Here is a 20,786-nt window from a genome sequence, read left to right on the forward strand (position 1 = left end):
ACATGCTCACCTTTGCCGAAAGCGTCCAGCGCACGCTGAGCACTCCCGATGAGATCGCCGCGTATCTCAAGGACAAGTTCGATCAGGCGACCGCGGATAGCCCGTTCGCGTTCGGCGAGCCGGTCTCGATCACGTCGCGGGCCGGCCTCGTTCCGGAGATCGCCGTGGGCGATGTCGGGATCATGCTGTGCGATCTCCCGCACCAACCCTTCTCATGGGTGATGGTGCTCACCAGCGGCGGCGTGGCCATGCCGGTCCAGATCCAGACCACGAACCTCACCAAGCGCGGCGCGCCCGAGGCGGCAGCATGACCGGGCAGCCTCAAGCGCCTCAGCCGCTCAGCGCGGCCGAAATCAACGGCCGCTTCGGCGAGCTGACCGCGCAGCGGGACGCCGCGCTCGCCCGATGCCAGATGCTGGCGGGCCAGAACGCCGAGCTGATCGACCTGCTCAAGGAAGCGAAGGCCGAGATGGAGCGCCTGACCGCGCTCCTGCAGCAGGGCCACCAGAGCGACGCGACCACCGGGCCGCGCGCCGACGACCCGCCGGCACAGCCCGGCACCGGCACGACCGCGCACTAGGCGCGCACCCGCCTCACGATCCCCTCCGCGCTCGCACCGTCAAGGCAGGCTCTTCCGGGCCCGCCTCCTGGCGCGCGGGCGCATGCCAGCGGACGCGCTCATGGCCGATTTTCCTCTCTACCCCTTCACGACCCAGGAAGACTGGTACGGGGAGCTGTCGTTTCAGGACACGAGCGGCAACGCCCTGTCCCTGGCCGGCCGCTCGTTCGTGATGCCGATCACGCAGGCCGTCGCGGGCACCACTTCCGTCGAACCCGTCCTCGAGCTGAGCATGCAGACCGGCGGCGGCCTGTCGCTCAAGGCCGGGGCCGACAACACGCTCATCTTCCGCGTCCCGAGAAGCACCACGCGCGGCTTCCCTCGAGGTGTTTTCACCGCGGACGTGCTGGAGGTGGTCGGCGACGAGCGGCACCTCTTCATGCCGGTGCGGGTGAACCTCTACGAGCCGTCCGGCCTGCTCTCCTACGTCTCGCGCTTCGTGGGCGTGGTGGTGAACTTCGCGGCGCGCCAGCAGCCGATCATCACGCCCGTGGCCATCGCCGGCCGGCAGGGCGAGCGCGGCGCCACGATCATCCCCGGCACGATCCCGCCCACGTCTTTGGTCGGTAAGGATGGCGACTACTACATCGAGGATCGCACCGCCTCGAACCAGGGTCGGCGCATGTGGGGCCCGAAGGCCGGCGGCGCATGGCCGTCCGAGCCCTGGGCGATCCAGGCTCCCGCGATCGGCCACACCACCGTTCAGGACGCCGACTACCAGTGCCTGCCCTCCGACGTTCAGGTGGGCATAGCGACCCTGACGGCGGGCCGCACGATCTCCCTGCCCGATGTCGATTCATACCCGATGGGGCAGACGCTCTTCATCGCGGATGAGAGCGGCGCCTGCTCCGAGACGCGACCGATCACTGTGCAGGCCGGCGCGGGCACGGGCGACAGCATCGCCGGTCAGGCCTCCCTCCAGATCACCAACCCCTACCAGGGCCTCGGCTTCCGCCGGGGCGCTGCGAACCTGTGGATCCTTGCCTGATGACCGCGCTTCGCATCCTTGCTTTCCTCGGCGTCCTGCTCGCTGCCGGGCCGGCGCTTTCTCAGGACCGCCCGCTTTCGCCGGGCACGCTGAAGAGCGACGGCACGATCAGCTTCGGCTCCGGCCTGCCGAACCTCGGCAAGCGGCAGGCCGGCAAGACGATCCTGACCCCGGATGCGCTGCAGATCGGGGGCCCTGGCTCGACCGGCGAGGCGGCCGATTTCAGCGTCACGGCACCCGTCACCGGCGCCTTCGCCTACGGCCTGGGCGAGCGGTCGGCGGACGAAGTGAACGTGATGGCGTTCATCCCGCCGGGCCTGCGGGCGGACATCCGCGCGGGCACCAGCACGGCCGATCTGACCCAGTACGTGCGCAACGCCTTCGCCACCTGCAAGGACGTGCGCTTCCCGACCGGCCGCTACACGATCACCGACCGGATCACCTTCTGCAACACGCAGCAGCTCCGCGGCGCGGGCGCAGCGCGCGAGGTCGGGCGCTACGGCACCACGATCCGGGTCCCGAAGACCTTCAACATGTCAGCCGGATCCGTCTTCAAGGCGGCGGACAACGCCGGCATCGACGGGGTCCTGATCGACTTCGACCAGAGTGGCGTCACCACGCGCGCCGCCGTCGTGCAGTACCCGGCCGCGCTCGACCTGGTGGACACCGATCGCTTCATGATCGGGCACGTGCGCCTCCAGAAGTGCTGGTTCTGCGTCAACGCGGTCAACGTCAACAGCCGCGGCACGTTCTCCATCCGCCAGTTGGAGATGAGCCCGCTCAATACCGGCCTCGCGATCGACAACAACGCCGATTACGTCCAGGCCCTGGTCGTCCACAACTGGCCCTGGGGGATGATCAACTCCGGGAACGCGAACGACGCTCAGCTCCTGAACATCTACCAGGACGGGACGCCGGTGGCGCTCAGCCTCGGCCGCTCGGATGCGGCCAACTTCCGGTTCTTCTCGAGCTACCGCCAGCGGCTCATCGTCGGGACCAACACCGAGACCACCTGGTACTTCTTCGGCCACCTCGACATGGACGGCGACGGCGCGGTGCTCGACGTGGTCGGCTCCCGCCGTGTGGAGATCGACAGCCTCAACTCGACCAAGTCCGCCGCCGGCGCCTCGACGCGCTGTTCGGTTCTCGTGAGCCACGGCCGGGCGACGATCACCCGCATCAACACGGTCGGCGGTGTGGCGAGCCCGGATGGCGATGTCTGTGCCAGCGGGGACGGGGTGCTCACCGTCAACGGCGGCAAGATCCAGCAGCGCCTTGCCGACTATCCGGCGGCGTCGGTCTCGGGCGGCGGCAAGCTCTGGATCACGGGCACGACCTTCGATCCGGACATCACCCAGGCCCGCACGGTCGGCTACGTCAAGCAGACTGGCGGCATCCTGATCGCAACCAACAACACCGCGACCTATCGCACGACCGGGTCGGGCAACCTGATCCAGATCAGCCAGGACGGGCCCGGCAACAAGATCATGGGCAACGACTTCGGGGCCTGGGGCTACAGCGTGCCCTTCGGCTCCCGCAGCGGCCTCTACGGGCCGAACTTCGTCGAGCCCTTCACGTGGACGCCGACGATGACGTTCACGACGCCGGGCGACCTCGCGGGAACCACCTACACGAACCAGAAGGGCTTCTATTGGTACGAAGCCAATGGAATGCGCTTCAGCTTCAACGTCTCCGGCAACATCGGGACGTACACGACCGCCAGCGGCCAGTTCATTGTGGCCGGTCTGCCTTTTGGCCTCTCGGCCGGCCAGATCGGCAATCCGGTCGTGCTTGGCCCATACAGCAAGATGACCTTCACGTCGGGCTACAACTTCCTGACCGCCATTGCGGCGGACACGTTCGTCTACTTCCGGCAGTCCGGCAGTAACAACGCAGCCTCGAACATCACGACCGCCAACGTCCCGAGCGGCACCACCGCGCTGAACTTCACCGGCTCGGGCTTCATCCCGCAGCGCTGATCTTCCCGCGCCGGCCGGGCTCGCCGGATCCCCAGGAGAATCATCATGACCGTCGCTGAGATCCAGCGTGCTCTGATCGCGCGCGGGTATGACCTCGGGCCGACCGGCGCCGATGGCGATGCCGGGCCCAAAACCATCGCCGCGGTGACGGCCTTTCAGAAGGCGGCGGGGCTCGTACCGGACGGAATCGCCGGGCCGAAGACGCGGGCCGCGCTGCAGAAGGCCGACCTGACGCAGCAGCGTGAGTCGATCGAGAAACCCGGCTGGCTCGTGCTCGCGGAGGCGCTGAACGGCCTCAAGGAAGCCCCAGGCGCGGCCAACAACCCGGAGGTGGTGAAGCTCTTCGCGGATGCCGGCTTCCCGGGCATCAAGACCGACAGCACCGCCTGGTGCGCGGCCTTCGTGAACGCGATGCTCGAGCGGGCCGGCCACCGCGGATCGCGCAGCCTCGCGGCCCGGTCCTTCGAGGGCTGGGGCGTCGGGCTGAAGGAGCCGGTGCTCGGCGCCATCGCCACGAAGAAGCGCGGCAACTCCGCTTGGCAGGGCCACACCTTCTTCGTGGTCGGGGCCAACAAGGACACCGTGTTCGGCCTGGGCGGCAACCAGAGCGATGCCGTCAACGTGGCGTCCTTCAAGCGGTCGGAGATCGTCGCCTATCGCTGGCCGGCCGACGTGCCGCTGCCGACCGCCTCGAAGCTGCCCACGACGATCGCTGGCGCGCGGGCCGGCGTGAGCGAGGCGTGATGAGCGACGATCGCCCGAACCCGCCCGCGCCGCCGCTGCCGCCGGTCCGCTACCCGCCGAACCCCTCGCTGTGGGCGCGCCTCGGCCGCTGGCTCTTCGACCGTCTCACCCGGCGCTGAGCCCGTAGCCTCTCACCGGTGAAACCCAACCGCGTTTGCCTCTCACGACAGGGGCATCGCGTGACACAACCCGAGCCGGCCGGGCCCGCCGTGCAACCTCACAACCGAAAGACCAACCATGATCCGCAAGGCTCTCCTCGCGGCGCTGGCGCTCGCCTGTGTCGCATCCCCCGCTTTCGCCATGGCGTACCCGCCTGGGCAAGATGGCTCCGCTGTCGGCCTCGCCAGCGGCCTTCTCTTCGTTTCTGCTCTGGCGGCGGCGGGCGGCCTTCTGCTCGCGGCTGCACATCGCTTCAACGTCCTCGGCTTGGTGGTCGCAGCCGGGGCAGCCGTAATCCTGGCTCTCGGCTGCGATGCGGCGTTCGCCCAGGCCGCCGCCACCATCGCTGAGCCGTCGAACAACACCGCCGTCGTCACGGTGCCCTACGGCTCGTGGCTCACCTCCGCCGCCGCCGGCATCCAGGAGATCGTCGTCTCGGTCATCATGGCGGTGATCGCCTTCGCCTGCCGCCGCCTGCCGGCCGCCGCGGGCGCCGTGGTGCGGGGCATCCTGACCCAGCAGCTCGTCGAGCGCGCCATCGCCTTCGGCATGTCGACCGTGGCCGGCGCGGTCGCGGGCAAGACGCTCTCGGTGCCGGTCGGAAACGCCGTTCTCGCCAACGCCCTGAACTATGCGGTGACGAACGCGCCGACCTGGTTCGTGAAATGGATCGGCGGCGAGCAGGCGATCCGCGACCACATCATCGCTCTGCTGCCGATGGAGGAGCAGGCCTCCCTTGCCGGCGCGACGGCGACGGCGATCACGCCCACGCCGACCCCCGTGGCGCCGGTCTGATGTTCTCCGCCTCGGCGCTGCTCAGCGCCATCCTCAGCCTGCTGGCGCGCACCTTCGGCAACGTGATCGTCGGCTGGATTGATGGCGCCCGGGCCGCCGAGGCGCAACGCGAACTGGGGGCGGCCCGCGAGGCCGCCTCCGCCCATCAGGAAGCCGAGCGCCAGGAAGCGGCGGCGGAACGCGCAGGCGACGCCGCCGCGGACGACCCCGACGATCCCCGAGACCTCCGGAGGGACTGAGCGATGCTGGTCACATGCACCGTGGCGGGCTTCTTCGTGTTCGCCTGCCAGACCCCGGACCCCACGCCGCCCGCGGCCCGGTTCTGCAAGACCATGACGGCGCCGGTGCTCTACGCGGCCCGGGACACGGCTGAGACCCGCCGGCAGCTGCGGATCCTCAACGCCAAATGGCGGGCGGTGTGCGAGCAGGGGCAGCGCTGAATCGTGCTCATCAGCGAGGCCGTCGCTCAGACCGCGGAGGCGACCAAGGCGGCCGCGCAGGCGGCCGACATTCTGCTCCAATACAAGGTGCTGGGTGCGGCATGCCTGCTGCTGCTGCTGGCGGTGGCGATCCTCTTCTGGATGCTGATCCGCTCCCACAACCGGCACGGCGATCTGCTTGAGCGCGTCATCGTCGCGATCGAGACCAGCAAGAATGCCTCGGCCGACAACGCGGAGGCGGTGAAGAGCCAAACGGCCACGATCACCAGCCTGACCACCGCCGTGCAGACGCTGTCGCGGGAATTCGAAGGCGAGACGAGGGAAGCCCGCCACGATCTGCGGAACATCGGCTCGGCTATCCGGGGGATCGCCAAGCGCCTGCGCGCCTCGCCAGAGGACGACGGCGAATGATCTGGAGGCGGATCATGTCGTGGCTCTTCCCGCACTGGCAGGAGGCCGAGAAGCGCCTCGACGGCGCGCTCTCGGAGCAGGTGCTCGCGAGCGAGGCGTTGTCCCAGGCGACGACGGCGGCGGCCGAGCAGGCCGAGCGCAACTCGCAGGAGGCGGAGCTGATCGCCGAGCACGCGCGGCGTCGGATCTCCCAACAGCAGGCGCGGCGCGAGCGCAGAAAACGCGCCGAGCAGGATCGGGGCATCGTGATGGCGATCGAGGACGTCCTGAAGCTCAGGAGCTTCGGTGGCCCGGGTGATGGTGAGGTCTGAGCGTGTTCGTGAACATCTACGCCGACAACCGCCCGGAGACGATCCGAAGCATCATCATCTGGGCGTCCGCGGTCTTCTTCACGGGGTACCAGATCCTCAACGTCTTCGTGCCCAACGGGGAAATGATCCTCTATGTGAGGATCCTCGACGTGGCCGCGACGGCGGTGGCGCTCTGGATCTTCGCCCCGGATGCCTGGGGCGGCTTCCTGCGACGCACGCCGATTCCTCGCGACTTCCTCATCGTCGGCATCTGGCTCAAGTTCCTGAGCAGCGAGCTGCAGGGGATCTACGCGATCCTTTACCGCCTCGGCGGCGCGCCGCAGTGGTTCCTGAACAACGAGCTGCTGCCCTGGGTCATCATGATCGGCATCGTGGCGGTGGTGCTGCACGTGTGCACCCCGGGAGCCCTGGACGAGCGGGACGGCCGGCCGGCGGTGCCGAGGCGAAACCAGTACGCGCTCGCGATCGGCTTCGGCTGCGCGGTGCTGATGGTCGGCGCCCTGGTCGCCAGCAAGCCCGACGTGCAGCCCTGGCTCGAGAGGACCCGGCCCTACATCGGCGACTGGTGGAAGACTTCGTTCCTGTCGCCTGCAGGGGCGCCGCCGACATGACGTCCTGCACCCTTCCGTGCGCGGCGTCCTGGCTCTGGATGGCGGGTCTCGGCGGCGCCATCGTGGGCATCGCTATCGCCGCCATCGTCCGAGATCTCGAGGAGCGCCGCCGCGGGCCGCCGTAGGGCCCCAACCACACCCGCTCGACCTTCCAGCCCGCCAGGCACAGCCGCGGCGGGCTGTTTGCGTTCAAATCCGAGGCAAGCTGGTAAGCTATCCTCGATACCTCTCGTAGGCATCCCTTAACAATTGATAGACCGCGAGAGAACGAGACTTGCGAGATTCATCCGGCTTAAGGTTATTCAGCATTTTCTCAGATTGTTCTGGGCTTATATAGCAAAACATTACAAGAATTGCTTCTTCGTATATTTCTTCTACAGCATCAATAAGAGCGCGAAGAGCACTTTCCTTCCTAGTAGCAAGCGCTCGCATCGCAGCGTTACCGGATAAGCTCTCCTCCAAACGCGCTACAATTTCGGCATTCATTGACCGCTTGTTCTCTTCAGCAGAAACCTTCAACTGATCGCGCATGCCGTCTGGAAGACGGAGCATAAATTTGTCGGACGCGCGCCCGGTGGCCTCGGCTGCCATGTGATGTCACCGTGACATAAATTGCTTGACGCCTATAAGTCACCGTGACAGTGCCTGCATGCAGTCACGGTGACTGCTGGGGACATAGCATGGAGCGAGAGCACAGGGCTACGTTTCGAATGCCCGATGACGTCAGACAATTTTTGGCCAGTGAGGCGAAGCGCAACCGTACATCGCAAAACGCAGAGTTCATTCGCGCTGTTCGCGAGAGGATGGAGCGCACAAATAAGACGGCCTCGGCAGGTGCTGGAACACCGGCCGAGGCCTGAACACCCAGGATCGAGAAGGGATCAACCAGATGCGTGAGAAAACCTATACCACAGGTCCGGTAACCCGCGCCATCACGGCAATGCGCCAAGAGCCGGATCCGCCGCGCCGCGGATTTCTGCGCGGGCTTGTCGCCCTCCCGCTGATCGGTGGCACGCTCAGCCTGATCGGCACGCCGACCGCCGTCGCCGAGCCCGCAAGCTGCCGCCTGATGCGGGAATATGCCGATTGGCTGGTCTACGAGCACCATCGAGTAATGCGCGAGATCACGGGCCAGGACGGCTCCGCGGCAAACTCTTGGTGCCCATCGTTCGGCCGCGCCTACGAGTGGCATCGAGATGACGGCACGCTGCCCCCCTCTGCACGCGCAGCTGTCGTCATGAGCGCTGTCGGCTGCGAGTGGGGATGAACCACCGCCGCCGGTTGACCCGACCATCGGCGGCAATCGAGAGCCATGAGCTTTCGAGGGCTCTGGGGGCTATTCGCGCCCCCTCCGACCTATCGAGCATGAGAAAGCTCGTCCGCGACTTCAAGGACGAGCGCCCTGGCGAGCGGCTGCATCTGCGGGTTCATCGCGGATCGGGCCGCACGCAAGGGGTGATCTGGCGCGGCACTTGCAGCCACCCGACTCCTCCCAGAATATCTCTCGCCCGCCCGGCTCGCCGCGGCGGGCTTTTCGTTGCGCGCTTTTGCACCCAGCAAAATGCGAGATAGCCCCTGCCAGGGCGCAAAGTTTCGTTTACCTTGACAAAAAAATTACGATTTTCTCAACAGGCGATTAAGCTCGACGGTAAGATCATGCTTGCCATGGAATTGCACCGGCGACACACGGCGCCTCCTCGACGCGCTCGGTACCAGGCCCCTGGCCATTCGGCCTCATTGGCGTTGCCAGATCTGCTCGATTTCATTCAGCGTCCCGCGCTCGACCCGAAGCAACTCAATCTTCTTAGCTCGCCGCGCGACGACGGCGCTGCGACGATCCACTATGCTGGAGACCTCGCAGCGCTGACTCCGCCGTCAATATCCATCGTCGGTACTCGCGATGTGAGCGACGAAGGAAGGAGGCGCGCACGCCGGCTCGCTAAAGAGCTTGTACAAGCTGGTGTGACCGTGGTGAGCGGACTTGCTAAGGGCGTAGATACGGCAGCCCTGACCGCTGCCTTGGAAGCCGGGGGGCGCACCGCAGCGGTGATTGGAACCCCACTCGACAAAGCATACCCGGCCGAGAACGCACGGCTTCAAGAGCAGATCTATGCTGACCATCTGCTGCTGACCCCTTTTGCTATCGGAGAGCCCACGTTCAAGGGCAACTTCCCCAAGCGCAATCGCGTTATGGCCGCCGTTTCAGACGCGAGCGTGATTGTGGAGGCGTCGGACACATCTGGGACGTTACACCAGGCAGCCGAGTGTGGGCGGCTCGGGCGTTGGCTTTTCATCATGCGGTCGGTTGCCGAGGATCGGTCGCTAAGCTGGCCTGCAAAATTTATAGACAAGCCCAAGGTTGCTGTGATCTCTTCGACGCAGGATGTGCTCGACGCCATAAGAAAATGACATCTCTGCCTGTACACATCGCCTGCCAGTATCTGACCGCCGGCGGGAAATGGAGAGACGCCGACTACCGCGCTCTGGCTATAGTAAAAAGCGTAAAAGGAGAGCCATTCAACGGATACTGCACCGTGAAAGTCAATGGACGCGCTGTCAATTTAACTAAGGACAACATGGATGTGGGGCTTGAATTGGCGGCCAGAACGTTGGCGGCGCGGCTCGTAGAATTGACGCAAGTCCAAGTGTCGCTGGTTCCAATCCCTAATAGTCATGCACACATTGGTGTGCCGCCTATTTTCAGAACACTAGCACTTGCAGAGGCTATCGCCCGATACTCAAACGGAATCGCAGAAGCCTGTCCTGCTCTCCTCTGGGCAGCCCCAAAGGATAAGCAGCATCTAGTTGGCGGATATCGCAGTGCGAGCCAATTTCACGCACAGCTCCGCATAACCAAATCGCTCTCGAGGCCCGTCGTTTTGATCGACGACGTCATCACCTCTGGCTCCCAAATGCTTGCCGCCACGTATGCGCTAAGGAAGGCTGATGTCACGGTTCCGTTCGGCATGGCGGTCGGACGCACAACCACTGAACAGAGACCGCAGGTATTGCAGTGGTCTGAAGAGACCCTTACGCAACACATCCTGTAACTGCTATGAGCAGCATTTACTCTACCGCTGCCAGAATCCGCCGCGCCTCGACGATCCACGTGTCGTCACTGGCGTCGGCCAGGGCCTTCGCCGCGGGCGCATGCGCCTCGATCGCGGCGCCGACGTCGAGCTTGTAGCCGTCGCCGAGCGGAGGCGGCGAGTCACCGGGCTTTTTCTCCTAGGCCGCGATCAGCGCGACGACGTCGCCGGCTGTGATCGCGTTCGCCTTGAACTGCTCGCCGGCAGTGGGGTGTTATCGGCCATGGCGCGAGCCTACCCGCTCAGCGGCTCTTCCGGCTAGCTGCGAACGTCCAGATCGGCACGCCCACCGGGCGGCCCGGCGCGTGGTGGCGGATGGCCATAGTCCCGAAGCTGATGCGGTCGGCGGAGACCGACACGGCCGGCCTGACCCCGATCATGAGCGCGCCGCACCAGTCCACGCGCAGCGTGCCGTGCTCGGGATGCACCCCGAACAGCTCCACGTCCGTCCAGCCGCAGGCCACCGCCTCGGCGCCGAACCGGTCGATGAAGGCCAGGGCGGAATCGTACATCGCGCCCCAGCGCTCTGCGTTCAGATGCGGGCAGGGCGAGTTAGATCGATGGAGCGCGACGAAGGCCGTGCGCCAAGCGGCGGCCTCGGGCGGCAGGAAGGCGAGATTCGGTGCTGAGGCTAACATGCCGGCCGGATAGCCGGGGCGGGCGATAGCCGCCTATGCCCGAACGAGCACAGGGCCTGAGCCATCAGAGCGGTCCGATCGGGGCTGCACATTTTCCGGCTGATTCAGCCTTTTGACACTCAGCGTCACACTGCACCGTCAAGCCCCGGCGACTGATTCTTCCCCGCTTTCCCCCGATCTTCGAGGTACGCCGGATCGTGCCTTGACCGGATGCGACCGATGGTTTTGTTCTTCTTTCGTTCTCAATTTCCGGGACGGAGGCAGCCATGGCGACCGCGTCGCAGATCCAGACCGTTGCTGCCATGAGCGAGGCGCAGGTGACGGCTGTCGCCTACTTGGAGGCCGCAGAGGGGGATGCAGAGCGGGCGCTCGCCTTCGCCATCGAGGATCTGCTGCGGGTCGAGCAGGACCTCGCCGAGATGCGCAAGGCCATCTCGCATGGCTACGTCCGCGCGGGCCGGCCGGAGCACGGGTGAAAGCGCGTGGCAGGCTCATGGGCTGCGGGAATCAGATATGTCGACGAGCTACCGTCAGCGGGTGACGGTACGGTGCGCGTGCCCCTGGTCGGGCCGGCGCTATGCGCGGGCTTTCCGAGCCCGGCCGACGACTTCCTCGAAGGCGCCCTGGAGCTGCCGCGCTGGCTCGTGCCGAACCCGCCGGCAACCTTCCTGATGCAGATCCGCGGCGACAGCATGCGCGGGGCCGGCATCCACGATCGCGACCTCGCCTGCGTCGACCGCAGCCTGACCGCCGCCCATGACAGCGTCGTCGTCGCCGTGATCGACGGACAGCTCTCCTGCAAGCGCTACCTCGTCGAGCACGCCCGCCCGCGGCTTGCCTTCGACAACGACGCCATGCCGCTCTTCGCCCTGGACGAGTACGGCTTCGCCGAGATCTGGGGCGTGGTCCGCTTCACGATCCGCTGGCACATCGCCCGGGCCGGGCTCGGCCGGTGAGCGACCCGGCGGCACGCCTGCGCGACCGGATCGGCAGCGGCCGGGCCATCGCCCTGATCGACGGCAACAGCTTCTATTGCTCCTGCGAGCGCGTGTTCGACCCGCGGCTTTCGGCCGTGCCGGTGATCGTGCTCAGCAACAACGATGGATGCGCCATCGCCCGCACGGCCGAGGCCAAGGCGCTCGGCATCAAGATGGGCGCGCCGTTCTTCATGATCCGCCAGCTCTGCCAGACGCAAGGCGTGCGGGTCTTCTCCTCGAACTACACCCTGTACGGGGACATGAGCGCGCGGCTGAACGCGATCTATCGCGACGCGACGCCCGACGTGGAGGTCTACTCGATCGACGAGAGCTTCCTCGACCTGACCGGCTTCACCCGGCGCGACCGCTTCACGCTCGCCCTCGATGTCCGAGCGACGGTCCGGGCCTGGACCGGCATCCCGACCTGCATCGGCATCGGCCCGACCAAGACGCTCGCCAAGCTCGCCAACCACATCGCCAAGAGCGTCCCGGAACTCGGCGGCGTCTGCGACCTGACCGATCCCGCAGCCTACGACCACTGGCTGCCGCGCATCCATGTCGGCACGCTATGGGGAATCGGCCGGGCCTCGCTCGCCAAGCTCGAGGCGCTCGGCATCGATAGCGTGGCGGACCTGCGCGACATCGATCCGCGCCCTGTGCGCAGGGCGCTCACGGTGGTGGGCGAGCGCATGATCTTCGAGTTGCGCGGCGTCTCCTGCATCGGGCTCGACCTGGTACCGGCCCGACGCAAGGGCTGCGCGGTGACCCGCTCCTTTGCCGGCCGGGTGACCGAGCAGGCCATGTTGGAGCAGGCGGTGGCAGCCCATGCCACCCGACTCGGCGAGAAGCTGCGGCGCGAAGGGCTGGCGACCAACCATGTCACGGTCTTCTACCATACGAGCGAGCATGACCGCGGCGAGCCGCAGCGCTCGGTTCAGACTGTCGTCGGGCTGCCGGAGGCGACGAACGACAGCCTCGTGCTGATCCAAGCCGCGCAGCTCGGCGTGGCCCGCACTTGGCGTGAGCAGGGCCAAGTGCCGTGGCGCTATTCGAAGGCCGGGGTGATCACCACCGATCTGGTGCCCTTGGCCGAGAGCCCACGGGCGCTGATCGGCCGACTCGACCGCGAGCGTTCCGGCCCGCTGATGGCGGCGCTGGACGCCTGCAACGCACGCTGGGGCCGCGGCACCGTCGTGCCGGCCGGGGCCGGGCTGGAGCGCGCTCGCACGGACTGGTCGACGAAGTTCGAGATGCGCTCGCCTTGCTACACAACGCAGGTCGCGGATTTGCCGACCGCCTGGGCATGAATCTTCACGGCAGCCACCCCACCAGCCGGCCGATAGCGTGCGCGATCACGCCGAGCATCACGATCAGGAGGCCAATCGGCGTCAGGAGATCCCGACTGGTAAAACGACACCTCATTGCAACCTGCAATTCGTGGACTAATCAAATCATATCCGTCAGCATTCCATAATGCGAAACCGAGTCGAGGCAGATAGCCTTGTCCTCAAAATTTCTCATAGATGAGGAATTAGAGCAGGCATTGCTTGATCTGCATGATTTGGCGATCGAACTGAGAAATGTGTCGCAAAATAAAAATTATACATGGCTTGCAGAGCCGCTGAGAAAAATACTCATCGAAATTGGATATATCTTCGGAGAAATTTTAAAAGCCCGACCGACCGAACATTGATGAGCTTCATCGTCCGCAGAACGGCCCGGAAGAGAAACGGTGCAGGTTGAGGTCGTGGGCGCCCCGGAATGCGATAGCGCTCCGGCAGCCCGGACTCCACCGCCTTCAGGTAGCGCTCGAAGCGCTGGGCGGGCGGCTCCTCAGCGATCATCCCCAGCCTGCTCACTGCTGGTCGGCTTGATGATCGCTTCGATTGCTGCGGCGACCTCCCGAAGCAGCTTCACCGCCTCGGCCGGCGGCAGGAGGACAGTGTGACCTTTGCCGAGAGCGCGCCCTCCGCTGATGTTCAGCCGCACAGCCCGGCCGTATTGCCCCGCCGTCACTTCGCCATGTCCCTCGGCAGGCATCTGTCTTCTTCTCGCTGGTGCGGGGCGCCCAGCCTACGCCAAGCGTCGCAGAATACCATGCGAGTCCTCACTCACGGACCAGTGGGGCGGCAAGGATGGCGCGGCGCAGGGCCGCCCGGCGCTGAGCGGTCGTAGAGTCCGGGCGCGCGATAACGGACCGGGCGAGAGCCGAGGCCTGGACCGCAGCCGCCAGGTCGACACCAAACCCCTGCGGAAGCCGGAACAGATACGTGCTCGGGTCGGCGAGGTAGGCGCTCACTGCGGCATCCAGATCGCTCTCCATCACCTGGAGCTGGGCGTGGAGGTCAGCGACGGTAAGCAGGGAAGGCATCTCGATACGTTAGCACAACCAGCCGGGCGCAGGAGGTGCAGGAGGTGCAGGATAACTAGGAGTTCAGATGAACAGCCAACACAACGTCCAACAAAACGTCCAACGCTGCCTCGATCGATTTAAAAATTCTCTCTAATAATCATATATTTATGCCATATCATATTTTGGTGTGGCGGACACCCCTTCCGCCAGCCGGCCTCCGCGGGCCCGGCCGGACGCGTTGTCCGTCAAAGAGGTCTCAAGCCGCCTGCGCGACAGGCCCTTGCGACGGCGGCCCCACCGCCGAAGGTGGAGCCGCGCCGGCCTGCCGGGAGGTCATCGGAGAGGCGACCGAATGTCCGCCTTTTCCGCCAAACCCGCTCGTCAACAATCCTGCGGGCTTACCTTTTCGGCAACCGGCCATCTCAGTCGCCACATGATCGAACCAGCCTTAGATGATCCGTCTCAGCAGGTTATCCCAATCCTTTCCGACCGACTTCTCGTCAAATTCGGAAATTGCTACCCTTGTCTGATTGTATCTAATCGCCTGCCGCAAATCGCCATCATCCATCAAGCGGCTTATTTTCTTTTTTGCATCGTCCACGGAATAAAACAGGACACGCTCGTCGTTGCCAAGCAGATCAGGAATCTCGTACCGCTCCGCATAAAAATCGACATGCACCCCATACTTATGCGTATTTCTCACAATATAATCTGCCGTCGGCGCCAGAACAGGTACTCCTGAGCAAAGGGCTTCGATGAAATTCAGAGTGTATGAGGTCGGGACCGTATGAACGAACAGATACAAGCTTGAATTGTTATAGATTTCCAATTGCTTTTCATCATCCACGAGTCCGCGATAAACAGGGATACCTTCATTGGCAGAACCATAGAGATCAAAATTTCCCAAGGAAGATATAGATTTATAATCCTCGACATTTGGAGTTGATTGATTCGTTCTCCTCACAAATCCACTATGAAACGTCGTCACTCGTCCGCTTTCCGTTCGATTTGAGAGGAAATCGATCTTCTTTCCAAATCTGATCACCGCGTCAGTTCGGCAATGATTGAGTCCGCGTGTTTCAAAATCTGAGTAACGAACAATCGTCAACTGATTCTCGAAGGGCTTAAGGGCAGCCTCGCTTGCGTTTGTGCATTGCCCTATTGTGCGGTACACGACAGGAATATGTTTCAACGCCTGAATATGCCTACTGATATTTTCAGATGGATTGTGGATATATATCGCGACGTCGAATTGCGACACGAATTCACGGCTGAGGCCAGTTTTTTCGTACTGCTTTGCGAGTTCCGCATGAATATAACTGGATGGAACCGAGCGCAGCTTTCGGCTTTGATCCAAGGATCGAAAAACCAACGGGCTAAAGACGGTATGCCCTAACCGAGACAGAAGGCTTATATCATCGTACGCCAGAACCTCATGGAAGCCGTAATATAATATTTTGAGCTTCTTCGATTTATTTGAGACCATCTCGCCAGCAGTCGGACGCACACTGCTTACTTTGGCGCTCTCAGATCTTGCTTCCTTGAGAGCGGCGACCGTCTTACGCATATCCTCCGCCTGCTGTCTTTTGGCGAATACGTTCGCATTTTGCAGTGCATCAGAATACTTGGGCTCCTCATGCTGGTCTAGAAATGGGTAAAATGGGAAGAACCACAGAAGAACGTCAGGCTGCCTAGGATTATTTGGAAAATCGAGATTGGTCGGGTATACTGTCCGAGATGGTCGCAATGATACGATATCCGATCTGACCAATGTGATCTCGAGAACGTCTGCGATCGGAAATCCTTCTATGAACACGGCTTGACGGTTGTTATTGGCGTGCACGTGAACGATGGAGAAATTTGTAAGCAGCCGCCTCATGCCATTCACGAAGGTTTTTCGGAAATCTTGCTCCCATAGCTTGGCTAGCCAATGAATTTCGATCGCAATCTGCCGAAATTGCGAAAGGGCTTGCAAATCGACCTTTTCAAAAACCTCGAACTCAGCTCCCTCAACGTCAAGCTTTAAAAGCATATTGCTATTGTTTTTATTCCCATTCTCTGAAATCAGCGTCTCCAGACTAAAGAGTTGTTCATCGGGGCGATCAGTGCCTGCAATACCCTTGCGATGGAAGAAAAATTTTGGATGATTTTCCGGAATTCCATCAATAGTATGGTCGTACATATAGACGGCTTTCCCAAGCTCCGCCATTTCTTTTTCAAATGAAATCTCATTACTAATCCCAAAGCTATAAACCGAATCAAAATTCACCGTATCATCAAGTAATACATACCCCCCGTCCAACGCACGCCCGAACCGGCGTTTTTGTTTATCAATCATATCGTAGGGCCGCAGTAGCAACAGGGCATCCATAATTTCCGAATTTCTAAACAATGAAACCATACGTCCTGTCTCCTGCGCCAAAAGGCATTCTGCCGTATTCGTTCTGTTCCCTTGGGCAGCCATGCAGGGCCAAGGTCCTAACACACCGGGAATCCTTTCGCGATTTCTGAAGGCGAGAATGTAGTTGCGCAGGCAACATTTTGCTGCAGCAAGAGAGGCGACTGCTCCATTTCGTCGCAGCTACCTCTAACCTTCGAGACGCCTGATTTTCTTGCTAGAATTATCCTCCCCCTGTCCCTTCAGGCGTGCAGCCGTCGCACGATCGATCCGGAGGTTGGCGCGAACAAACTGATCCAAAGGACATTCTCACCGCAACAACCGATGATTGGCGTCGGCGAGGCTGATAGAAGCACGCCTCGGTTGTGATTCGTGAGAGGAGACGGCGAATGGCCATGCTCTTGAGAGCGGCAGCGACTGCTCTTGGCCTTTCGATGGCAGGGCCGGCAGCGGCTTGCGCCCTGCCGTCCGGCGCGGACCGGCAAAACGTCGATGTTGCACCGATCCTGAGCGACTGCATTCGCAAGACACCCAAAGGGGGCACCGTCGAGCTGCCCAGCGGGACCTATCTGATCAAGACGCAACTCGTTGTCGATCAGCCCGTCACCTTGAAGACGCGTCCGGGTCCGAATGGCACCGTGGACTGCCGGACCGATGCCAGCCGATGTGCCGTCATCCAGATATCACCGCAGATTGCTCTGGCGGGTGATGGACTGCCGATCCGGGTGACCGCCGGGAACGTGAGCTTCGATGGGATCGCGATCAAAGGCTTCATGAACAAGGACCGCAATGCCACCCGCGCGATCTGTAGTGATCGTTCGAGAAAACGGCTCGGCGGCGGCCTAAGGATCGACGCCGATAATTTCACGATCCAGCGTTCCTCAATTTCCGAAATCTCATGCTATTCTGCTCTCGAAGTGCTCGGACTCAAATCAGGATTAAACGTCACCGGCAACTACATTGGCTCGAACGGCAACCACGGTGAGAAGGGCCTGTGGGCCGATGGCCTGACCATCCGGGATGCCAGCAACGTGATTGTTGATTCTAATACATTTCGCGACAACACTGACGTACAATTAATTTTAGGTGGATGCCAAAAATGCTCAATAAAAGAGAATAATCTTTCTCACAGCCGTGATATTCGAGGTGCTTCGTTCGCCGAGTTGATGATCCACGCTTGGCCCCAAACCAGCGGCCGCTACGGTGGTAGCACCGTAAAGGACAACACGATCGATTGCGGGCCGGCCAAGCTTTGCGGCTTCGGGCTCATGATAGGCTCGAACCCCTGGTACAAAGCTCAGGTTTCCGGGGGAACGATCATGAACAACGCGATCTCCAACGCTCGTGTTGGCATTAACGTCGATGGGGCGACGGGCATGATCGACGTACGCGACAACACCGTCACGAACTCGGGAGGGCAATTCAGCTCCTCGTGCGGCATCACGCATTGGCCGAGCGTCAACGTCGCGCCTGGATCGCGTGCCTTCATTGCCGACAAGAGATCGATCCCGCCCGAGCCGGGGATCGACTCCTCCAGCTGCCTTATCGACATCAACTAGAAGACGGCCTCCCGTGCGGGAGCCGCCCCGCTATAGGCCGCGCGCATCGCTCGGCCCGCAAAGCGTAAGACTTTTTACCACTTTCGCCGGCGCGCCCGGCCGCTTACCCTGTCGGAATGAGCGGGCCTGCCGAGGTAGCCATCGTCGTGGCCACCCCGCGCGACCTGCGCCGGATGGTGGGCACATCCGAGCGGGAGGTCGCCGGACCAGCCGAGGATCTGCTGCGCAGCCTCGGACCCGGCCTGCTGGGATCCCGCATCTGGGTCCTCACCCGCGATCCCGGCATGCGGCGGCGCCTCATCCGCTACCTGCGGGACGTGAAACGGGACGTGCTCGCCGAAATCCGGCGCGGCACGCCGTAGACGGCGCGGATCACCGTCGCGTTTTCGCGCAGACTGAGCCGGCGATGCTTCAGTCGGACAGCTTGAAAATTCTCCGGGGCGGTGGCCTACCCGAGGGATCGGCCGCGTTCGGGAACCATGATCTTCTCTACAAATTCCGCCGGGTGCCTCACCTATCTGAGCGAAGACTGGGAAAGGCTCACCGGGCAATCCCTCGCCCGGGCCGCGGATTTCGGCTGGGCCGAGGCCGTCCACCCGGAGGACCGGGCGCTCACGCGCTCGGTCGTCGCCACGGCGATCGCGGCGCAGAGCGAGTTCTCCGTGCGCTACCGCGTCCTGCGGCCCGACGGGACCCCCGTCTGGGTGGTGGGGGGCGGCGTGCCCGCCCGCCGCCTGCACGACGACGTCTTCCAGGGCTTCATCGGCTCCGTCGGCACCGTCTCCGCCGCGCGGGCGCAGCCGCCCGTGGCCGGCGGCCGGATCGGGCGCTTCCTGGGCCCGCTCTACGCCGACCAGAGCTACGGCAACGATCTCGAGCAGCTGGCCGGGCAGCTCCTGACCTTCAACGCGCTCCACCCGGCGGTGACCCTGGAGCGCAAGCCCGTCTCCCTGGTCTTCGCCCTCGCCGAGGTCGGCCACAGCCTGGCCGGGCTCCAGCGCTTCCGGTTCGGAACGCAGCCGCACTGAGCCCGGCCCCTCCCGCCTCAGCGGGGCTGGAGCAGCTTGTCGACCAGCGGCATCAGGGCGTCGACGCAGGCCTTCGTGGAATCCTCGGCGGCGCATTTGAAGTCGAGGCCGGTCTCGCCCCGGTGGAAGCGGAGATGGGCGCCCTTCGTCTCGGGCATCCGCGGCGGCGGGGGAGGGGGGCGAAAACCGCCGTCGCGCTCGCCCTCGGGCGGGCCGCGGCGCGGGCCTTCGGGGCGGGCACCCTCGGCGGGTCCGGGAGGCGGGCCGCCGGGCGGGCCGGGCGGCTGCGGCTCGGCCACGGCCGCGGACAGGCCGAGGAGGGTGACGAGGCCGGCGGCAACGAGACGTTTCATCGGATTCCACCCGGTTGTGTACGCGGAGGCCGCATTCCTACGCGCCGATTGTTTCCGCTCTGCGGCTGGATCCGGACGGGGCGGGGGCCGGCTTCGGAGGCGGACAGGCTCCCCCGGCCGGACGCCCCGAAGCCGGGGAGATCCGGCTTCGAAGCCCCGGCTTCCGACGCCTCGAAGCCCGACGAAGCCAAATCGACCGCCCGCGCCGCATGCCGCAGGGCCGGCGGGCCGGGAGGCCGCCGCCCCGGTCCGAGGAAACCTCCCTGCGGCTCGGCCGTTGAATCGCAGCTTGAGCGCGGCCCCCGCCGCCCGACCGAGGATCCGATGAGCCGCGACCGACAGCCCCCCGAGAACGCCACCCGCAAGGTGACCTTCCTGGGCCGCGGGCTGGCCTTCCGGTCGCCGACGAAGCTCAAGCTCGTGGTCTGCCCGCTCTGCTCGCAGCGGAACGGGGAGCGCATGGCGGATCTCGGCCAGTGCCTCTGGTGCGGCTACGAGCCCGCGGAGCGGGACGAGCAGCCCTGCCCGGCGGAGGTCTGAGCGCTCACGGCAGGGCGGGCCGGACGAGGCCGCCCCAGAGAAGGCTCGCCCCGGAGAGCAGCAGCAGGCCGTCCATCACGAAGCGGAAGGTCTCGGGCGCGAGGCGCAGCACGAAGGGCTTGGCCAGGAAGGCTCCTCCCATCAGCGAGGCGCCCACCGCCAGGCCGCGCATCAGGCTCGCGGAGGGCAGGGCGCCCGCATCCCGGAAGGTCAGCGCCTTGCTCGCATAGACGGCGAGCGAGCCCGCGGCCTCGGTGCCGATGAAGGGTCCCTTGGTAAGCCCGTAGCCGAGGAAGACGGGGACCGAGGCGGGCCCCGTCGAGGCGACGATGCCGGTCAGGAAGCCGATCAGCGCCCCCGCCCCGGCGAGGTGCCAGAGGGTGAGCCTCAGGAGGCGGGCCGCCAGCCAGTGCCGGGCGGGGATCATCAGCAGGAGGAAGGCGCCGATGGCGGTGTCGACCGCGCGGGGCGGGAGGACGAGCATCGTCCGGGCCCCCAGGGCCGCGGCGGGCGCGCCCGTGACCGCATAGGCCGCGACGGCCCGCCACTCCACCGCCCGCCACCAGGCGAGGATGCGCGCGACATTGGCCATGACCGAGGCGACGGCCATGATCGGCACGGCTTCCTTCGGCCCGTAGACCGAGGCGAGGACGGGCACGAGGATGATCGAGGACCCCGTGCCGATGATGCCGCTGACGAGGCCGGCGGCGAGCCCGATGAGAAGGATGAGGAGGAGGCCCATGCCGCCTCCTGTAGCGCATCGACCGCAGCGCCGCCGCTACGAGACCTCCCCG

At 64.3% G+C, this 20,786-nt stretch carries 26 protein-coding genes; 20 read left to right on the plus strand and 6 right to left on the minus strand.

Going from position 1 to position 20,786, the window contains the following annotated elements; translation table 11 throughout:
- Nucleotides 1-2 precede the first annotated feature (2 nt).
- The 11 genes from MMB17_RS18590 to MMB17_RS18640 all read left to right on the plus strand — a co-directional run bounded on the left by MMB17_RS18590 (nt 3) and on the right by MMB17_RS18640 (nt 7,057).
- The gene (locus tag MMB17_RS18590) at nt 3-311 is read left to right on the plus strand and encodes a hypothetical protein (protein ID WP_241099858.1); all 309 of its coding nucleotides are present in this window, start codon (nt 3-5) and stop codon (nt 309-311) included.
- A complete protein-coding gene (locus MMB17_RS18595; protein ID WP_241099859.1) occupies nt 308-580 on the plus strand; it encodes a hypothetical protein in 273 nt (90 codons plus the stop codon). Before MMB17_RS18590 ends, MMB17_RS18595 begins: the two co-directional genes overlap by 4 nt.
- A 100-nt stretch (nt 581-680) precedes the next feature.
- Complete coding sequence (locus tag MMB17_RS18600) at nt 681-1,607, plus strand: hypothetical protein (RefSeq protein WP_241099860.1); 927 nt, start codon at nt 681-683, stop codon at nt 1,605-1,607.
- The gene (locus tag MMB17_RS18605; RefSeq protein ID WP_241099861.1) at nt 1,607-3,586 is read left to right on the plus strand and encodes a hypothetical protein; all 1,980 of its coding nucleotides are present in this window, start codon (nt 1,607-1,609) and stop codon (nt 3,584-3,586) included. The genes MMB17_RS18600 and MMB17_RS18605 overlap by 1 nt, the downstream gene beginning before the upstream one ends.
- 45 nt (nt 3,587-3,631) lie before the next feature.
- Nucleotides 3,632-4,330, plus strand: coding sequence for an NlpC/P60 family protein (locus MMB17_RS18610; RefSeq protein WP_241099862.1), 699 nt, complete (start codon nt 3,632-3,634; stop codon nt 4,328-4,330).
- Between the two features lie 237 nt (nt 4,331-4,567).
- Complete coding sequence (locus MMB17_RS18615; protein ID WP_241099863.1) at nt 4,568-5,284, plus strand: hypothetical protein; 717 nt, start codon at nt 4,568-4,570, stop codon at nt 5,282-5,284.
- Nucleotides 5,284-5,523, plus strand: coding sequence for a peptidoglycan-binding protein (locus tag MMB17_RS18620; protein ID WP_241099864.1), 240 nt, complete (start codon nt 5,284-5,286; stop codon nt 5,521-5,523). The genes MMB17_RS18615 and MMB17_RS18620 overlap by 1 nt, the downstream gene beginning before the upstream one ends.
- A gap of 3 nt (nt 5,524-5,526) precedes the next feature.
- The gene (locus MMB17_RS18625; protein WP_241099865.1) at nt 5,527-5,724 is read left to right on the plus strand and encodes a hypothetical protein; all 198 of its coding nucleotides are present in this window, start codon (nt 5,527-5,529) and stop codon (nt 5,722-5,724) included.
- A gap of 3 nt (nt 5,725-5,727) precedes the next feature.
- Entirely contained in the window at nt 5,728-6,135 is a 408-nt protein-coding gene (locus MMB17_RS18630) for a hypothetical protein (RefSeq protein ID WP_241099866.1), read from the plus strand.
- 14 nt (nt 6,136-6,149) lie between these two features.
- The gene (locus tag MMB17_RS18635; protein WP_241099867.1) at nt 6,150-6,446 is read left to right on the plus strand and encodes a hypothetical protein; all 297 of its coding nucleotides are present in this window, start codon (nt 6,150-6,152) and stop codon (nt 6,444-6,446) included.
- Nucleotides 6,447-6,454: 8 nt separating this feature from the next.
- Nucleotides 6,455-7,057, plus strand: coding sequence for a hypothetical protein (locus tag MMB17_RS18640; protein ID WP_241099868.1), 603 nt, complete (start codon nt 6,455-6,457; stop codon nt 7,055-7,057).
- A 213-nt stretch (nt 7,058-7,270) separates the two neighbouring features.
- Here the strand turns inward: MMB17_RS18640 and MMB17_RS18645 are convergent, their stop codons facing one another.
- Nucleotides 7,271-7,648 (minus strand): Arc family DNA-binding protein, encoded by a 378-nt coding sequence (locus tag MMB17_RS18645; protein WP_241099869.1) that lies wholly within the window; start codon nt 7,646-7,648, stop codon nt 7,271-7,273.
- 298 nt (nt 7,649-7,946) lie between these two features.
- Between MMB17_RS18645 and MMB17_RS18650 the strand changes: the two genes are divergently transcribed.
- Together MMB17_RS18650 and MMB17_RS18655 are read left to right on the plus strand one after the other, a co-directional pair.
- Nucleotides 7,947-8,324, plus strand: coding sequence for a hypothetical protein (locus MMB17_RS18650; RefSeq protein ID WP_241099870.1), 378 nt, complete (start codon nt 7,947-7,949; stop codon nt 8,322-8,324).
- A gap of 476 nt (nt 8,325-8,800) precedes the next feature.
- A complete protein-coding gene (locus MMB17_RS18655; protein WP_241099871.1) occupies nt 8,801-9,466 on the plus strand; it encodes a DNA-processing protein DprA in 666 nt (221 codons plus the stop codon).
- A gap of 922 nt (nt 9,467-10,388) precedes the next feature.
- Here the strand turns inward: MMB17_RS18655 and MMB17_RS18660 are convergent.
- Nucleotides 10,389-10,784, minus strand: a complete 396-nt coding sequence (locus MMB17_RS18660) for a hypothetical protein (protein ID WP_241099872.1) — start codon at nt 10,782-10,784, stop codon at nt 10,389-10,391.
- A 266-nt stretch (nt 10,785-11,050) separates the two neighbouring features.
- Between MMB17_RS18660 and MMB17_RS18665 the strand changes: the two genes are divergently transcribed.
- The 3 genes from MMB17_RS18665 to MMB17_RS18675 all read left to right on the plus strand — a co-directional run bounded on the left by MMB17_RS18665 (nt 11,051) and on the right by MMB17_RS18675 (nt 13,068).
- The gene (locus tag MMB17_RS18665; RefSeq protein ID WP_241099873.1) at nt 11,051-11,260 is read left to right on the plus strand and encodes a hypothetical protein; all 210 of its coding nucleotides are present in this window, start codon (nt 11,051-11,053) and stop codon (nt 11,258-11,260) included.
- Between the two features lie 72 nt (nt 11,261-11,332).
- Nucleotides 11,333-11,740 (plus strand): LexA family protein, encoded by a 408-nt coding sequence (locus tag MMB17_RS18670; RefSeq protein ID WP_241099874.1) that lies wholly within the window; start codon nt 11,333-11,335, stop codon nt 11,738-11,740.
- Nucleotides 11,737-13,068 (plus strand): Y-family DNA polymerase, encoded by a 1,332-nt coding sequence (locus MMB17_RS18675; RefSeq protein ID WP_241099875.1) that lies wholly within the window; start codon nt 11,737-11,739, stop codon nt 13,066-13,068. The genes MMB17_RS18670 and MMB17_RS18675 overlap by 4 nt, the downstream gene beginning before the upstream one ends.
- 526 nt (nt 13,069-13,594) lie before the next feature.
- On the opposite strand, the gene MMB17_RS18680 is transcribed toward MMB17_RS18675, so the two are convergent.
- Both MMB17_RS18680 and MMB17_RS18685 read right to left on the minus strand, forming a co-directional pair.
- Nucleotides 13,595-13,801 carry a hypothetical protein gene (locus MMB17_RS18680; protein ID WP_241099876.1) on the minus strand — a complete coding sequence of 69 codons (207 nt, stop codon included), beginning with the start codon at nt 13,799-13,801 and terminating at the stop codon, nt 13,595-13,597.
- A gap of 761 nt (nt 13,802-14,562) precedes the next feature.
- Nucleotides 14,563-16,578, minus strand: coding sequence for an FkbM family methyltransferase (locus MMB17_RS18685; protein WP_241099877.1), 2,016 nt, complete (start codon nt 16,576-16,578; stop codon nt 14,563-14,565).
- Nucleotides 16,579-16,901: 323 nt separating this feature from the next.
- Between MMB17_RS18685 and MMB17_RS18690 the strand changes: the two genes are divergently transcribed.
- The 3 genes from MMB17_RS18690 (at nt 16,902) to MMB17_RS18700 (ending at nt 19,099) form a co-directional block, all read left to right on the plus strand.
- Complete coding sequence (locus tag MMB17_RS18690; protein ID WP_241099878.1) at nt 16,902-18,071, plus strand: right-handed parallel beta-helix repeat-containing protein; 1,170 nt, start codon at nt 16,902-16,904, stop codon at nt 18,069-18,071.
- Nucleotides 18,072-18,217: 146 nt separating this feature from the next.
- Nucleotides 18,218-18,433, plus strand: coding sequence for a hypothetical protein (locus MMB17_RS18695; RefSeq protein WP_241099879.1), 216 nt, complete (start codon nt 18,218-18,220; stop codon nt 18,431-18,433).
- A gap of 117 nt (nt 18,434-18,550) precedes the next feature.
- Nucleotides 18,551-19,099: a PAS domain-containing protein gene (locus MMB17_RS18700; RefSeq protein ID WP_241099880.1), complete on the plus strand. Its 549-nt coding sequence runs from the start codon at nt 18,551-18,553 to the stop codon at nt 19,097-19,099.
- A gap of 17 nt (nt 19,100-19,116) precedes the next feature.
- Here the strand turns inward: MMB17_RS18700 and MMB17_RS18705 are convergent, their stop codons facing one another.
- Nucleotides 19,117-19,452: a hypothetical protein gene (locus tag MMB17_RS18705; RefSeq protein ID WP_238311216.1), complete on the minus strand. Its 336-nt coding sequence runs from the start codon at nt 19,450-19,452 to the stop codon at nt 19,117-19,119.
- Nucleotides 19,453-19,776: 324 nt separating this feature from the next.
- Between MMB17_RS18705 and MMB17_RS18710 the strand changes: the two genes are divergently transcribed.
- Nucleotides 19,777-19,992 (plus strand): hypothetical protein, encoded by a 216-nt coding sequence (locus MMB17_RS18710; RefSeq protein WP_238311217.1) that lies wholly within the window; start codon nt 19,777-19,779, stop codon nt 19,990-19,992.
- A gap of 4 nt (nt 19,993-19,996) precedes the next feature.
- Here MMB17_RS18710 and MMB17_RS18715 read toward each other — a convergent pair whose 3' ends face one another.
- Nucleotides 19,997-20,734 carry a sulfite exporter TauE/SafE family protein gene (locus MMB17_RS18715; RefSeq protein WP_241099881.1) on the minus strand — a complete coding sequence of 246 codons (738 nt, stop codon included), beginning with the start codon at nt 20,732-20,734 and terminating at the stop codon, nt 19,997-19,999.
- Nucleotides 20,735-20,786 lie beyond the last annotated feature (52 nt).

It is taken from the genome of Methylobacterium organophilum, assembly GCF_022533465.1.
In the GTDB taxonomy this organism is placed as follows: Bacteria; Pseudomonadota; Alphaproteobacteria; order Rhizobiales; family Beijerinckiaceae; genus Methylobacterium; species Methylobacterium organophilum.

What these genes read in the sequence shown, in the direction of transcription:
- MMB17_RS18590 (WP_241099858.1), top strand. Translation starts at nt 3, where the DNA reads ATGCTCACCTTTGCCGAAAGCGTCCAGCGCACGCTGAGCACTCCCGAT.
- MMB17_RS18595 (WP_241099859.1), top strand. Translation starts at nt 308, where the DNA reads ATGACCGGGCAGCCTCAAGCGCCTCAGCCGCTCAGCGCGGCCGAAATC.
- MMB17_RS18660 (WP_241099872.1), bottom strand. Translation starts at nt 10,784, where the DNA reads ATGTTAGCCTCAGCACCGAATCTCGCCTTCCTGCCGCCCGAGGCCGCC.
- MMB17_RS18690 (WP_241099878.1), top strand. Translation starts at nt 16,902, where the DNA reads ATGGCCATGCTCTTGAGAGCGGCAGCGACTGCTCTTGGCCTTTCGATG.
- MMB17_RS18620 (WP_241099864.1), top strand. Translation starts at nt 5,284, where the DNA reads ATGTTCTCCGCCTCGGCGCTGCTCAGCGCCATCCTCAGCCTGCTGGCG.
- MMB17_RS18685 (WP_241099877.1), bottom strand. Translation starts at nt 16,578, where the DNA reads ATGGCTGCCCAAGGGAACAGAACGAATACGGCAGAATGCCTTTTGGCG.
- MMB17_RS18650 (WP_241099870.1), top strand. Translation starts at nt 7,947, where the DNA reads ATGCGTGAGAAAACCTATACCACAGGTCCGGTAACCCGCGCCATCACG.
- MMB17_RS18700 (WP_241099880.1), top strand. Translation starts at nt 18,551, where the DNA reads ATGATCTTCTCTACAAATTCCGCCGGGTGCCTCACCTATCTGAGCGAA.
- MMB17_RS18635 (WP_241099867.1), top strand. Translation starts at nt 6,150, where the DNA reads ATGTCGTGGCTCTTCCCGCACTGGCAGGAGGCCGAGAAGCGCCTCGAC.
- MMB17_RS18705 (WP_238311216.1), bottom strand. Translation starts at nt 19,452, where the DNA reads ATGAAACGTCTCGTTGCCGCCGGCCTCGTCACCCTCCTCGGCCTGTCC.
- MMB17_RS18645 (WP_241099869.1), bottom strand. Translation starts at nt 7,648, where the DNA reads ATGGCAGCCGAGGCCACCGGGCGCGCGTCCGACAAATTTATGCTCCGT.
- MMB17_RS18665 (WP_241099873.1), top strand. Translation starts at nt 11,051, where the DNA reads ATGGCGACCGCGTCGCAGATCCAGACCGTTGCTGCCATGAGCGAGGCG.
- MMB17_RS18600 (WP_241099860.1), top strand. Translation starts at nt 681, where the DNA reads ATGGCCGATTTTCCTCTCTACCCCTTCACGACCCAGGAAGACTGGTAC.
- MMB17_RS18625 (WP_241099865.1), top strand. Translation starts at nt 5,527, where the DNA reads ATGCTGGTCACATGCACCGTGGCGGGCTTCTTCGTGTTCGCCTGCCAG.
- MMB17_RS18605 (WP_241099861.1), top strand. Translation starts at nt 1,607, where the DNA reads ATGACCGCGCTTCGCATCCTTGCTTTCCTCGGCGTCCTGCTCGCTGCC.
- MMB17_RS18680 (WP_241099876.1), bottom strand. Translation starts at nt 13,801, where the DNA reads ATGCCTGCCGAGGGACATGGCGAAGTGACGGCGGGGCAATACGGCCGG.
- MMB17_RS18615 (WP_241099863.1), top strand. Translation starts at nt 4,568, where the DNA reads ATGATCCGCAAGGCTCTCCTCGCGGCGCTGGCGCTCGCCTGTGTCGCA.
- MMB17_RS18710 (WP_238311217.1), top strand. Translation starts at nt 19,777, where the DNA reads ATGAGCCGCGACCGACAGCCCCCCGAGAACGCCACCCGCAAGGTGACC.
- MMB17_RS18610 (WP_241099862.1), top strand. Translation starts at nt 3,632, where the DNA reads ATGACCGTCGCTGAGATCCAGCGTGCTCTGATCGCGCGCGGGTATGAC.
- MMB17_RS18715 (WP_241099881.1), bottom strand. Translation starts at nt 20,734, where the DNA reads ATGGGCCTCCTCCTCATCCTTCTCATCGGGCTCGCCGCCGGCCTCGTC.